11 protein-coding genes and 1 pseudogene are annotated in these 14,776 nt (G+C 47.7%); all 12 read right to left on the bottom strand.

Going from position 1 to position 14,776, the window contains the following annotated elements:
- Positions 1-190: 190 nt before the first annotated feature.
- The gene (locus KNQ09_RS00815) at positions 191-1,105 is read right to left on the bottom strand and encodes an LCP family protein (protein WP_231884701.1); all 915 of its coding nucleotides are present in this window, start codon (positions 1,103-1,105) and stop codon (positions 191-193) included.
- Between the two features lie 25 nt (positions 1,106-1,130).
- On the bottom strand, positions 1,131-2,306 hold the full coding sequence (locus tag KNQ09_RS00810; protein ID WP_214857068.1) for a DHHW family protein: 1,176 nt from the start codon (positions 2,304-2,306) through the stop codon (positions 1,131-1,133).
- A 15-nt stretch (positions 2,307-2,321) separates the two neighbouring features.
- Positions 2,322-3,710 (bottom strand): MBOAT family O-acyltransferase, encoded by a 1,389-nt coding sequence (locus tag KNQ09_RS00805; RefSeq protein WP_029341026.1) that lies wholly within the window; start codon positions 3,708-3,710, stop codon positions 2,322-2,324.
- A complete protein-coding gene (locus tag KNQ09_RS00800) occupies positions 3,700-4,185 on the bottom strand; it encodes a hypothetical protein (protein ID WP_214857066.1) in 486 nt (161 codons plus the stop codon). The genes KNQ09_RS00805 and KNQ09_RS00800 overlap by 11 nt, the downstream gene beginning before the upstream one ends.
- The gene (gene wecB / locus KNQ09_RS00795) at positions 4,182-5,282 is read right to left on the bottom strand and encodes a non-hydrolyzing UDP-N-acetylglucosamine 2-epimerase (RefSeq protein ID WP_050678363.1); all 1,101 of its coding nucleotides are present in this window, start codon (positions 5,280-5,282) and stop codon (positions 4,182-4,184) included. Before wecB ends, KNQ09_RS00800 begins: the two co-directional genes overlap by 4 nt.
- Positions 5,283-5,394: 112 nt before the next feature.
- Positions 5,395-6,135 (bottom strand): annotated as a pseudogene (gene tagH / locus KNQ09_RS00790) (teichoic acids export ABC transporter ATP-binding subunit TagH); the annotation flags it as partial.
- Between the two features lie 11 nt (positions 6,136-6,146).
- The gene (locus KNQ09_RS00785) at positions 6,147-6,947 is read right to left on the bottom strand and encodes an ABC transporter permease (RefSeq protein ID WP_023467468.1); all 801 of its coding nucleotides are present in this window, start codon (positions 6,945-6,947) and stop codon (positions 6,147-6,149) included.
- On the bottom strand, positions 6,944-8,236 hold the full coding sequence (locus tag KNQ09_RS00780) for a nucleotide sugar dehydrogenase (RefSeq protein WP_214857064.1): 1,293 nt from the start codon (positions 8,234-8,236) through the stop codon (positions 6,944-6,946). Before KNQ09_RS00780 ends, KNQ09_RS00785 begins: the two co-directional genes overlap by 4 nt.
- Positions 8,237-8,514: 278 nt before the next feature.
- Positions 8,515-9,768, bottom strand: a complete 1,254-nt coding sequence (locus KNQ09_RS00775; protein WP_214857062.1) for a glycosyltransferase family 4 protein — start codon at positions 9,766-9,768, stop codon at positions 8,515-8,517.
- Positions 9,765-11,081: a glycosyltransferase family 4 protein gene (locus KNQ09_RS00770; RefSeq protein ID WP_231884702.1), complete on the bottom strand. Its 1,317-nt coding sequence runs from the start codon at positions 11,079-11,081 to the stop codon at positions 9,765-9,767. The genes KNQ09_RS00775 and KNQ09_RS00770 overlap by 4 nt, the downstream gene beginning before the upstream one ends.
- Entirely contained in the window at positions 10,976-11,980 is a 1,005-nt protein-coding gene (locus KNQ09_RS00765; RefSeq protein ID WP_251138064.1) for a class I SAM-dependent methyltransferase, read from the bottom strand. Before KNQ09_RS00765 ends, KNQ09_RS00770 begins: the two co-directional genes overlap by 106 nt.
- Positions 11,977-14,601 (bottom strand): glycosyltransferase, encoded by a 2,625-nt coding sequence (locus KNQ09_RS00760; RefSeq protein WP_214857060.1) that lies wholly within the window; start codon positions 14,599-14,601, stop codon positions 11,977-11,979. The genes KNQ09_RS00765 and KNQ09_RS00760 overlap by 4 nt, the downstream gene beginning before the upstream one ends.
- Positions 14,602-14,776 lie beyond the last annotated feature (175 nt).

Genomic DNA, 14,776 nt, shown 5'->3' with positions numbered 1-14,776 from the left:
CATTTTGCATCCGTTTACAAGTCCTGTCAAAGCCTATTTCATCGGTTTGATCGAAAATAAGACTTTTGAACCAAGCACTTTTTTTCAAAAAGAGCGATGTTACTTTAGAGAAAAACAGGAAAAAGCGTCTCCACAATTATGTGCTAGAGACGCTCATCCTGGTTTGTTTGATGGTAATACTATTTATGGCTTACGATCGTGCGAGAAGTGTAGCGATCGTCTGCTTCGTCTGTTCCATTGATTCGTCCGATGCAAAGAAATACCAGACACCATCACTTGCGATATATCCTTCTCCATCAATTTTCAGCGGCTTCAATTGTTCGAACCCACGCTGATTCTCCTGCGCTAGCTGCGCTGCGACATCAAGTCCGATATTCGTCGTAAAGTTGTTTTTCATGACGTCCGTAATCTTTTCGAGTTGCGTCAACAACTGTGGTCCAGCAAGCTTCATTCCGACGGCTTCTAGCACTTGACGCTGACGAATTTGTCGACCCATATCGCCGAGTGGATCTTGCTTTCGCATACGTGCGTAACCACTCGCTTCAAGACCCGTCAGATGAATTTTCCCTTTCTCATACTCCTTTTGAAGACGGCGGTCGTTCCAACTGAAGGCAGATGGATTGTCGACCGTGACACCCCCAACAGCATCGACCAACTCAATCAATCCATCCATGTTGATCTTCGCATAGTAAGGAATATCGGTCTCAAACGTCTGCTCCACCGTTTCGACTGTCTCTTTCACACCCCCATAGGCATAGGTATGATTGATCTTAGTCTTTTCGCCAGAAGGCACGGTTACCTGCATATCTCTTGGAATAGACAGGGAAGTCGCTTGTCTTGTTTTTGGATTGAATGAAAGAAGCATGATGGCATCGGCACGTCCCTTATCATTTTTCCGTTCATCCACACCAAGTAACAAGACATTGACCGGCTTCATCGATTCGAGTGGCTTCGGCTGCTCTCCATCTAACGGTGTTAAGAACGCGTCTGCCGTTTGTTTCACTTTTAAAAAAGCTAAACCAGCTGATGCACTAGCAATCAGAACGAAACCTAGCAGGAGCGCACTCAATACGCGCCAAACAAGACGCGGTTTTCTTTTCGCCATTCGGGATCTCATATCATGAACTCCTTCATAGTGTGTTTTCATACGTCTTCATCAATCCAGCAATGTTCGAGTTATGCAAGAACAACACGGAGTCGACTTGTTTTTGTTTAGCGAACTGCGAGACGTCGAATGATTTTGGCACATAACGAACGTCGACGACTTCCAGATTGGCACTTTTAGCAAGGAACGGTAAGACAGGATTCGCGAATGAATCTTTTAAGACGAGAATCGTTGGTCGATCATTCTTCGTTTGCTCTTTCATCGACATGATGCCGTGATTCCCGCGCAAGAATACTTCATACCGATCGACGTAATCTCCCTCCTGCTGAACGAAGGTTTCATCAATGATTGGACGATCGCATGCCCCGTCGTAACAGACATCGATCCCTTTAAAGAATGCTGGTCCATAATAAGCTAACTGATCACCGGACGTCGCGTACGCAAGCGTCGTCTTTCGCGCTAATGAACCATAATAGGCATGCTCATCCTCTTTACGATCTGCTTTTGATGGTGTGAGCGGTTGCAACCCCATCCCCTTCGTAATCGTCTGGTATGCTGACGCTGCTCCGTCGATATTCCAGTGATGGTCCGTCTTGAAGTAGTCCGTTAGTTTTAATTGATCAAGTGACAAATTCGTCATCCCCGCAGCCTTGAAGTCACGAATCATTCCTGCGTAACGTGTCCGTGCATTCGAAGCAACATACGATGGGATCAACTGATCGCGTTCAGCAATGACCGTCTTCGATGGAGCTAGCGCCATATAGACGGGTCGATCGACTTCTTGCACGAATTGCTGAAACGCGTTTGGAATCTGGACTTGAGTCGAGGCACTCGGTTCGATCATATAGCCATTTTTAGCTGTATAGATTCCATTACGAAAAGGCTGTCTGAAGACATCCTTCGATAGTAGCGCCTGCATCTCAACGAACGTCCCTCGCAAAAGTAGTTGGTCCGTGAAATACGTCTCCATCTTCAGCATGTCTTTTCCAGTCGCGATTCCTTCGATCGTCGGATCGACCGATTGTGCGAGTGTACGATTTTCTAACTGGGAACGCACACGATCCTCTCGGACGATCGTTCCGACACCAATCGTTAACAAGATGAGTAAAAAACTAATCGTCGTCACCCACATCATGATCCGTTCAAAAGAAGTCGTCCGTTTTTGTCCCTGCTTATTTTCTGTTTCAAGTGGCTGTGCCATCAGTAGACCTCCTTTTTAGAAGCGGAAATAGATGAATGGGTTAAACGTACTTGCAACAAGTGCTGATGTCGCCAAAAATAGTAGCAACATCGCATATCCATACTGCATCGTCGTACCAATTCTTCCGAGTGACACGACTAATCGCTCTCCGATGATTTTCGGAATCGGTGTCGCTGCGATGCACGCGACAAGCAGTAGAACACCATTTTGGACAAGCTGGTAGCTCGCGCGTTCATCCCAGATCACATCTGGTACGAACATCGCTTGAATGTACGTAACGGCTTCCGGGAACGTCTCGGAACGGAAGAATACCCAACCGACCAACACGAGTACGAGTGTCCAAACGGTCGAGAAGACTGGCGTTTTCTCCAACCATTTCCCTAGAAATGCTTTCTCGAGCATGATCCAGATTCCGTAATACGCTCCCCACGCGACGAACGTCCAACTCGCACCATGCCAAAGACCTGTCAGCATCCAGACAATTGCTAAGTTGCGATACTGTAACCACGGTGAGACACGATTTCCACCAAGCGGGATGTAGACATAATCCCGAAACCATGATCCAAGCGAAATATGCCATCGACGCCAAAATTCAGAAACAGACTTTGAAATGTAGGGATAGTTAAAATTCTCAAGAAAATGAAATCCGAACATCAAAGCTAGTCCAATCGCCATATCACTGTATCCCGAAAAATCGAAATAGATTTGTAAGGCGTAGGCGATGATGCCGATCCAAGCAAGCCCCATCGAAAGATCTTTCATATTGAAGATGGCATCCGCGACCTGACCACATCCATTGGCAAGAATCAGTTTTTTAGCTAAGCCGATCGTAAACCGACGAACCCCTCGGGCAAAATCGGAAACCGTCTCTTCTCGTGACTCGATTTGGCTCGCAATCGTGTTATAGCGAACGATCGGACCCGCGACGAGTTGGGGAAAGAACGCGATATAAAGGGCGAGGTCAAGCGGATTCTTTTGCACCGCTTCCTTCCCTTTGTAGATGTCGATGACATAACTCATCGCATGAAACGTATAGAACGAGATTCCGAGTGGCAAGACGACTTCTGGTACGAACCATCCTAATCCGAATGTCTCGTTGACTGAACGAACAAAAAATCCGCTGTACTTGAACCAGCCGAGTAACCCCAGATTGACTGCGATCATACTGAACATGATCCACTTGACGCCGATTCGTTGTCGATACAGATCGACGAACAAGGCGAAGAAGTAGTTGATTGTGACGCTCAGTAGCATCAGCAATGCAAAACGCGGTTCTCCGAATGCATAAAAGAATAGACTCGTCACTAATAACCAGCCATTTCGGAAGCTGCGTGGGAGTAGGTAATAGACGATCAACACAGTCGGTAAGAACAGAAATAAGAATATCGTCGAACTAAATAGCATACGTCGCTTCCTCCCCTGCCGTGACATGTTGCACAATCTGAATGTCCCGGAGATGGACCCGGAAGCTCCCCTCTTGCAAGAACTTCCATGCCACCTTGAAATACTTCGCTCCTGGTACTCGTTTCATCTGTACATGAACGACTGTCTCATTCGTCAATGTGACGGTTTCCGTTTCCGATCCCATCCGTTTTTTCTGTCCATACTGCATCTTGAATAACTGAACGACACATGGTGCATCGACTTCGAAATGACAGGTCATCTCGATGAGATCTCCTGTAATCGTGGCGTCTGACCGGTACAACTTTGAAGGAGGATGTTGAAATCCTTGATCAAACAACTGAATGTACAATTTGTCGTCTGCCGTCGCTTCTTGAAAATCAAAATAGACACCATCTGCAGCATCCTCAAGCAAAATTTTTTCCTGCGTTCCGAATGGAAAGAACTGATAAATCGCTGGAGGAATACGTTGACTCATACAGGTACCTCACTCATGATGGCATCGACGATTCGCTCTGCTGCCTGTCCATCGCCATAAGGATTCGCCGCTTGTGCCATCGATTGATAGAACACCTGATCCGTCAACAATTGATGACTCATCGTATAAATCATCTCTGGGTTCGTTCCGACGAGCTTCAACGTTCCAGCTTCGACCCCCTCTGGACGTTCTGTCGTCTCTCGTAAGACAAGAACAGGCACGCCGAGCGAAGGTGCTTCCTCTTGAATCCCACCTGAGTCAGTCAGAATGAAGGATGCCCGAGCCGCAAGATTATGGAAGTCAAATACATCAAGTGGTTCGATCAATTGAATCCGCGGATGATGCTCCAAGCGAGCTGCCGCCTCTAGTACGACCGGATTCGGATGAACCGGATAGACGATTTCGATTTCTGGATGTTCGTTCGCTAGTCGCTCGATTGCATCAAAAATCGTTGCCAGTTGTAAATGATTCTCACGGCGATGAACCGTCAAAAGAACGAGTTTTCGTCCCGACTTCTCTAGGCGCGATAGGACAGGATGTGTATATGTCGGTGATACAGTCGTCTTCAACGCATCGATGACCGTATTACCGGTTACGATGATTGGCGTCTGCTTGTTCTCAGCACGTAAGTTCATTGCGGCCTGTTCAGTCGGTGCAAAATGATAATCCGCCAACACACCTGTCAATTGACGATTCATCTCTTCTGGGAACGGCGCATACTTTTCATATGTCCGTAGTCCTGCTTCCACATGACCGACTGGAATCTGTTGATAGAACGCCGCTAAAGAAGCAGCGAACGTCGTCGTCGTATCCCCATGGACAAGGACGAGATCCGGCTGTTCCTTTTCGAGGACGCGACGCATCGCGTTTAAAATACGCGCCGTCATTTCCTCTAACGTCTGACGCGGACGCATCAAATCCAAGTCATGGTCCGGAGTGATTTCGAACAGTTCAAGGACCTGATCGAGCATCTCTCGGTGTTGTGCTGTAACGACGACGATTGGTTCGACGTCCTGACGATTTTCAAGTGCTTTGACGACCGGCGCCATTTTGATCGCCTCTGGTCGTGTTCCGAATACAAGCATGACACGTTTCATTTACTTCATCCCCTATCTCATTTCATGACGATTGTTCAATCGTCTCGCCCATCATTTGCTGATCCACGGAACCGATCCGTTCCGTTCGTTTCTTAGCTACGTAATGGGAGGCTTGCTTTTTTGATAACTGTTTGTACCAATATAGATATTTATTGTATTCAGCCAACGTTTCGTTCGTCGGACCAAATAGACGTACTTCCCCGTATTCCAACCAAAGGATTTTTGTACAGAAACTCTTTACCTGGCTGAGCGAATGACTGACGAAAAAAATCGTTTTCCCTTGATCGCGGAATTCACGCATCTTATCGAGGCACTTTTCGGTAAACGTTTGGTCTCCGACTGAGAGTGCTTCGTCGATGATCAAGATATCTGGATTAATATGAATCGAGATCGCAAAACCAATTCGAGCTCGCATGCCGCTCGAATATGTCTTGACCGGCTGATCGATGAACTCCCCAATATCAGCGAACTCTAAAATTTCTGGAGTAATCGTCTCGATTTGTCGTTTCGTCAAGCCCATCATCAGCCCTTTTAATTCAATGTTATCTCGCCCCGTCAGTTGACTATTCAATCCACTAGAGATAGCAATCAATGCTGACTTTCCACCCAATGTGACCCGACCGTACGTCGGTGGTGTCACGTTAGCAAGCAGATGCGATAGTGTCGATTTCCCACTTCCGTTGATGCCAACGACACCGACGATTTCTCCCTCTTCCACAGAAAAGGAGACGTTCTTCAGAGCATAGAACGATTTTCCATTCACCTTACCGAACAACACTTCTTTTAGCTTGTCGATCGGTCGGGCATAGAGCATGTACCGTTTCGATACATTCTCAAACACGACATGACCCATCGTTCTCCCTCCTATACGTAATCGATGAAATAGCGTCGGAATCGAATGTGAATCGATGCTCCAACAAGTAAGATTGCGAGCGTCATACACCAGAAATACACGCCGTACCACATATGATCGAGCAGATAACCCGTTCCGATGAGTGCGGACCGATATCCCTCAATCAAATAAACGAGCGGGTTTAGCATCAACAACATCTTGAATAACGAGTGATCTGGCGGAATCCACATGATTGGCGTTAAATACATCAGCATGCGGATCGCAGATGTCACCATGTTTTGTACATCTCGAATCATCGTCGCAAGTGCGGATAACAATAAGGAAACCGCATAAAGGAACACGACGCCCGCCGGTACGATATATAGAAGTTCAAACGTATGCCATCCCGGGAAGTAACCGAAGGCACACCCTAAAATGATCGTCAAAGCAATCATCGCGAGATGACGGTAGAATTGTGCCAAAATGACATACGCTGGAATCGTACTCAATGGAAAGTGCATCTTCGAGACGAGGGCAACCCGACCATAAATCGACCGGGAACCACTTGGAATCGTACTGCCGATGAAGAACCAGGCAATCAATCCGCTGACGAGCCAAAAGACGAATGGAATTCCATCGACTGGATGCCCACCACGAATCCCGAAGCCGAATACGACCCAGTAGACACCGATTTGGAGAAGTGGCGTCATGATCTCCCAAAACCAACCCAGGTATTGCATGCTATATTGACTCTTTGTTTCATAAAGCGAGAGTCGAAAGATCAGATACAGATGATCCTTCAACTCTCCCCCAATCGTTCGTAACGCGTTCATATCGCTTTCGCATCCACTTCCGTCACGCGGTGCGTATGCAAATTACCAAAGTTCAGGACTTTGACAGCGTCGAGCGCTTTGACGATCCCTTTCGTATCAAAGAGTAACGGTGTCCGCATGTAGTTTGCGAGACGACGTGAATCGAATTGTTTGAATTCATCGTGATCGACTAAGACGAGTGCTAGATCAGCGCCTTGAATCGCTTCCAGCTCATCGACGAGTTCGAAACGTGTCGAGATTGAACGTTCGACGTGCGGATCACAGACAGCGACGTCAAGTCCACGGTCAAGTAATTGTTCAATGACTTCAACAGCTGGACTCTCGCGCATATCGTCGACGTTTCCTTTATACGTGACACCAAAGACAGCGATTTTTGGACGGACACGGGAACCGACGAGGCGAGCCGCTTGTTCAGCAACGAATTGCGGCATCTGAACGTTCGTTTGTCGTGCCGTATGAATGATGCGTGCAAGCGATGGGGCTTTTGCGACGATGAAGTACGGATCCACTGCGAGACAGTGACCACCGACTCCCGGTCCCGGATGATGCAAGTTCACACGTGGATGCATGTTCGCCATCTCGATTACATCTAAGACGTTGATCTCTAGCTGATGACATACTTGCGTTAATTCATTTGCAAGAGCAATGTTGACATCGCGGAACGTATTCTCCATCAACTTCGACATTTCGGCTGTTTTGGCATCGGTCCGGACAATCTCACCTTGAACGAATGTTTCGTAGACGGCAGCTCCTGCCTCCGCACACGCTGGCGTCAACCCACCGACGATGCGGTTATTATGGATAAGTTCATGTAAGATTTGTCCTGGTAAGACACGCTCTGGGCAATGGACGACATAGACGTCTTCACCAATCGTAAAGCCGGCTTCTTCAATCAATGGACGAACATGGTCATCCATCGTACGTGGTGCAATCGTCGATTCGACGATAACGACATTCCCTTTTTCAAGGAATGGCAGCATATTGTTAACCGCTGAAATAACATATTTCAAATCACATGATTTATACGTATCGTTTAAGTTAGGAGTTGGAACGGCGATTAAGAAGACATCGGCTCGTTCTGGCGTAAGTGTCGCTCGGAATTTTCCGTTCGCGACGATCCGTTTGATGACATCCTCGAGTCCTGGTTCTTCAATATGAATCGTTCCCGTGTTCAGAAGATTGACGATTTGTGGATCGATGTCGACACCTACGACTTCCGTGCCATGATCCGCGAACATCGCAGAAGAAGGTAATCCAATATATCCTAGTCCGATTGTGCAAAGTTTCATTTTGTCATTCCTCCATCGAGTTAGTCATACTAGCCAACGAACGATCTGTGGCTTGGCTGTAACTAGACCATAACGACATTTCCTTTGCTTTCCAATGCTTCTAACCATCTCTTAAACCATTCTTCACAGACCTTACATTTCCAGTGTTTTCTATCGTTTTTGTAAATCTTATGAAGCTTTCGCGAATCCTTCGTGTCTATTCGAATGAAACAAAACGACTCGTCAGGAATCCGCCTTCATTGCACGTGGATTTCCCTTCGAGTCGTTGACTATTTTTCTTATTTTGCGCCAGATTCCATGAAAATCGAGTCATAGACAGCAAGAAGTCGACCTTTTTCTTGCTCCCAGTTGTATTGTCTCCTTGCTACGCTTGCTCGTTCCTGCATCGCCCGTCGCAAGTTCTCATCCTTCACTAGACGATTGACCGCCTCGGCGATACTCTGCGGTGATTCGACATCGACGATTAATCCAACTCCTTCTGTTTCGACGACACGACGGATTTCTGGTAAGTCGGCCGCGATGACAGGAATCAACGCCGCCATGTATTCGAATAGTTTATTCGAAGAAGCGGAATAATGATTGAAGCAAACGTTCTGGAGGACTTGAAAGCCGACCGTCGCCGCTGCCGTGTAACTGGGTAGTTCAGCAAGCGGAACCTTATCAATGAAGCGGATACGAGACTTTTCCGATGATTGCGTGGCCAGTTGCATCAGTTTCCCTTTTAACTTTCCATCTCCAACGAAAATAAGTGTTCCTCGATCGATGAACGGCATCGCTTCAATGAGTCGCTCCAGTCCACGTCCTTCCTGGATCCCGCCTTGATACAACAAAATCGGCTCGTCTGGTGCGAGTGCTAACTCTTCGCGTAACGGTCGCGGTTGCGGAATAATCGGTTCGTAAAACGGATAATTGTGCAAGACGGATGGTCGGGTTCCATATAATTTTTGATGATAATCTGCACGCGTGTCATTTTCAACGATTGTCTGGTCGACGAATCGAAGCAACCAGCGTTCTAATTTCCCTTGCATGCTTCCGTATCCTGTCCGATCGGTCTGGACTTCATGCGAGTCATAGACGATTTGTGCACCACGCGCCGCCCCAATCGCTTGTGGTAACGTATTGACATCGTTCGCATGCATGACGTCATAATCATGCTTCCGGGCAGTACGTGTCATACGAAGAATGCCGAAACTGTTATATAGGGCGTAACGGATGAATCGACTTCGCATGAGTAAAAAGAGCACGAGCATCACGGGAATAAGCCATGGCGCAAGAAGCGCACCCATCAATCCGATAACAAGGGTCCGTTTTTTCCGTTTGCGAAAGAACGGGAGCCACCTCGCAAAAGGTGGCGTCCGGTCGATTCGAATGACGCGAAACCCAGACATCGGGTATTCGACTTCTGGAAATGTTCCGTCATTTAAGCAGTATAGGTCCACGCGGTGTCCTGCTTCGACAAGTGCCGTACATTCACGTAAGACACGGGCATCATTCGTAAACGGATTCCAAACAAACATTCCAATGCGCTTCATTCTGCGACCGCCTTTCGTGACTGCGTTTGTTCGATGGCTTCAAACAAGCGCTGTTCATTTTGTTCCCAATCGAAATGGCGTTGGACGTAATCCACACCCGCCCGTCCCATCGCTGCACGTTTCTCTGGATTTCGTGATAACTCGAGAATATGATCAACGATCTCCTCTTTTTTCCGCTGGACAGACACATAACCGGCTCCTGCTTCTTCGATGACATGCGCCGCATGACCGGATACCGCACCGACGATGGCACAGCCCATCGCCATGTAGTCGATGATTTTGCCTGGTGTCACTGTATCGAACGCTGTACTCTCGACGAGTGTCGCAAAGGCGATGTCACTCTTCGCGAGTTGTTTCAACGCATCCCAGCGTGGCATTGCGTCAAGAAACTCGATATTCGTCAATCCACGTTCCTTGACGAGTCGTTCGAACGTTTGCTTGTGATAGCCGTAACCGACGACTTGAAAGCAGATATCCTGTTCTTGTTGAAGTTCCTGTGCGACGTCAAGCAACAAGAACACATCTTGTGCGAGTCCGATATTCCCTGTATACACGACGCGCACTTGTTCCGATACTTTTCGGCGTTTGATCAACCACTCATTTTCCTCGATGGAGTTCGGGATGTAATGAATTTTTTCCGGTGCAATGCCCCGCCCTTCAATATATGATCGAAACCCCTCACTGTTGATGACCAATTGATCTGCCTGACGATACATCCACTTTTCAAGCCAGTAGAGCGGAGTCAATAAGAGACGCGATTTCGTGATTCCGACGCCAATCAACGATTCCGGCCATAAATCACGTACATCGAGAATCAAAGGAGCCTTTTTGACATGTTTCGCGACGACCCCGACGAGCCCCATGAAGATGGATGGCGTCGTCGCATAGATGTAGGCATAGGATTTCGGGTCATATCGCACTTCTTTTACCGCGAGCACGAATTGTTCCACGAACAAGCGAAGACGCCGCCATAAATTATTCGTCGCCCGGACATCACGCGGTTGGATACGGGTTACATGTGCCGTATCGAGGCTCGGTTCATCCCAGAACATCGAGTCCGTATAAAGTTCTGCCGTCGGATAGAGCGGTTCTGACGTCAACACATGGACGTCACTTCCCGCTTGTTCCATCCGCTTGAAGATATTCTTCATTCGGTTTGCCGCACTCCCGATTTCCGGATAGAAATTTTGACAAATCATCAAGACGTTCATCGACGACTCCGGCGCTGCTTGAGTTGACGTCGGAACTTCCAGTAGCGGACGACGATTTTTCCGAGCTTTGATCGCGCGAGTGAGCGGTATTTTGATTTCCATGATGCATTCGCCTCCATCAATTCCAGATTTGTCACCAATGATCCTTCGAATCGATCAAGCAGTACGGCATATTGTTCTTCGAGCATCTTGTACTGTTCACGCTGTTCCTGTAGTTGCTGTTCATGACGTAGCAATTCGACTTGAGCGTGTTCCAATTGGTCCGTTTGTTCCCCTAACCGCTGAACTTTTCGTTCTAGATTCTGTTGCTTGCGTTTTAAATCAATGATCGTTGCGAGATGCAATCGTTCCACCTCTTCAAAGGCGTCTTCAAGCCATTCGACTTCCGCCGGTAGAATCGATCGACCGGATTGAGGTTCCGGATAGACTTGAATCGTGATCCCAAGCCACTTGTCAATCCGCTCGATCGTCTCGATCTTACCGAAGGGTGTCAACTGTTCAAGCAGTCGATTTAAATAATACGTCCGTTTGTGATCCGCATAATCGTTCACTCCAAATGGGACTGTGATGACGAGTCGTCCTTCTGGTGCGATGAACGAGACGGCACGGGCGATAAAGCGCTCTGGCTCCCCGATATGTTCCAGTACTTCCGTCATCAAGACTGTATCGAATTGAATGTCAGGTGTGTACGTCATGACATTTGCTTCATGTAATTCCACTTTTTCTTTTACGGATGCCGGTTCTTCAAGTAACGCTTGTTTGGCCTCGATGATCGCTTCTGGTAACACATCGATCCCGATGACATGTTTCCCTTCGCGTCCGAGCAAAATCGGGACGACTCCACCCGAACAACCAATATCTAAAATGTGCTCTCCTTTTGCTTGTCGAACGATCCAGTGAACACGCGCGCGGACTTTTTTACCGAATCCACCGCCTAACTGATCGTAGTAGGCAGCTCGGATTTGATCCTTGGGGCGTGCTGTTTTCATCGATGCCGTCATTTTTGCACCTCCTCGAGTAGTAAGTGTTGAAGTCGATCCGTCTCCTGTCGATCTGCAAGCTCCATGAATCGACGAATCAACGGGTTCGTCAACGTGATTGGTTCATAGAATCCGATGATCGTGCGTAGTAATGCGACACTCGGTGCAAAGTCCTTATCACTGCAGTAGCGTAACTTGACAAGATACCAATGCTCAAAGAAATGCTCGAATCGAGTTTCCTTGTATTCCTCTAGCACTCCATAACGAGCGAATTTCTCAGCTCGTGCCCGTTCTCGGACGACACTTCGTTCAAAGAATTTCACCGTCAATGCATTCACGGTTGACCCTGCAACTGCTGCGTAATAATAATGGATGACTCGATTGACGAGTAAGACACGGTTCGCGCGAAGCATCAATTCTTGGAAGAACAAGGAGTCCTGACCGACCGCACCGACGACTTGTTCCAATTGATGCTCGAGCAGGAAGGTACGACGGACGACGAGTGCTTGAATGCTTTGTACCGCAAACCGATGTTTCAATAGAAAAGCTTTCGGATCCTCACAAACCGTTCGTCCTTGTTTACGAATCGTCGGCAAGGCGATGATGCTCGTCTTCTCGGCAAGCTTTTTCATATGCCCTGCTACAAAATCAAGTGATGGATCTTTTTCTAGTTCTTGAAGCAAAAAGGCATATCGATCACTGAGTACCTCGTTATCCGGATCAAGGAACGTCACATAGTCAGCTCGTGCCATCTCGACTCCCTTGTTACGCGGACGTGAAGCACTACCGCTTCCGCCTGTCTCGAAGAAATAAGTTCTGACATTTCCATAGCGTCGCGCGAGACGCTCTACGGCTTGACGTGTCGCTATGTCCGTCGATCCATCATCTACGAGTAAAATCTCCGAATCCATGAATCGATCCATCCGCGTTAGACTGGCGAAACATTTATACGTGAGGTGTTTCCCATTGTTATAGATCGGAACGACGACCGATAGTTGCGGGGTCTGATTCGTCGGAACTACCGTCTGCTCGTTCCACTCAAATTGATCGAGCAACAGTGTTTTTCCGTTCAGTTCATCTGCCTGGAACATGTCATATCCGATAGCTGACCGCCAAACGATCGCACCGTTTCGGCTACCGCTCATCTCTTGTACATGATACGGATGCTCGCTTCCCTTTCGGACGATGCTGGCATCGCTATATTTAAAGCCATTCACGAGGTCCTCTAAATAATATTCGCCGTAAGATTCCTGTCCATCCATCCAAGCTACGAGATCCGCTTGATCATAGGTTTGCTCCGTCAACGTATCCGCTGAGACGATTTCGTCTGGTGTGAGACTTTGGCGATCAATCACGTCACGAATAGCTTCCCCATCCTGAGCGACGACGATGAGTAAGCGATGTTTCCGTGTTTCAGGTACTCGTCCAATGAACGCTAGGATCTGATCCATCCGTTCGAAGACCGTATGCTCCGTCATGACGGCACGAAGTCCTTCTGCCCGTAACCGTTCGATTTCATCCTGTGACGTACGTTCCACGATTGCCGTCGCCTCCTGTGCGTCATGCACAGTGAAGATATTCGGAAACTCGTTGTTGACGGCGATACTGTAATTCGACAAGATCAAATTCCCGAGTGCTTGCGATTCATAAACGCGACGAGCACACATCGTTTTACTGTATTTGATGCTATTCAGGTTCAAGACCCAGTCGTAACATTTACTGACTTGTTGTAAAGCATCATAAGGAATCGCTGGTGCGACCCGTGATTGATAGCGCTCTGGAAACTGATAGGCTGGTAAGTCGAGATGATAATTCCGGTCCACGATATCGAGTTCGTGCGAGGATTGCATCACCCCATCAAACAACATCTCCGTATCTTTAACACGCTCCGGATATTTCGCCATCCAGCTACCGGCAAATAAAACGCCTTTCTTTCGGCTACGTGTCGCTCCGATCGGATTGTGAATCAATGGATTGACACCAAACGGCATCGCCATGATCCGATCATGACCACATAAGACGCGGTATTCAGGAATCATCGCCTCATCTGAAGTCAGGACATAATCGGCAGCTTGCGCCACGTCTTGAAACCGTTCATGATTGCTCGGATCTTCCGTCGATTGAAAGACGACTGGAATTCCTTTGGCTTTGACTTCCTGCATCATCGAAAGCAGTCGTTGGCGTTTCTTTGAATTCGGTGTGGCGACACCTTTCCAATCGTCTCCTCGTAACCCCTTCCATGAGGAAACGACTAAAAAGAGATCAATCTCACGCTCGAAGACTTCTTCGAATGTATGCGCATTGACGTAGTGGAGATGAACGGCATCTTCATAATAGGCATACATGAATTCCGAGCAGACGATTGCCATCTCGATTGGTCGCTTTTCATAGTAACGCGTCGTCGTCCGGACCGGAATCTCCGAGACATCCAATTGATTCAGCAGTGATGCTTGGCTATTTTGTCGATAACGTGTCGTCGTATTATTAGAAGTTCGAACCGTCGGCAGTCGCAAGACGTCTAACTGACGGAGTTTTTCGAGTGCATCTTTACTTGCGGTCGTCGCGCTCGTAAGCCGTTTTTTCTCTTCGCGGACCCAGTTCAGTTGTTGCATGATTTGTCGTTTCCATTTTTGATCACTCACACGTAAACACCCTTCCTCTTTTCAACTCTTTCTTAGTCTACGGAAGCAGTTCAAAGGCTACTTGAAGGACTTGCAAGGTTTTTGTAAAGACTTCATGAAGCTTTTTTGGATTTTCCTTACATTCCAGTTCAGTCAACCTGTATTTCCTAGGAAATCGACCGCTTTCACTTTCTTG

The organism is Exiguobacterium sp. s191 (assembly GCF_018618955.1).
Lineage (GTDB): Bacteria > Bacillota > Bacilli > Exiguobacteriales > Exiguobacteriaceae > Exiguobacterium_A > Exiguobacterium_A abrahamii.
Note: the sequence above shows the minus strand (reverse complement) of the source record. Positions and strands in the feature narration are given on the sequence as shown.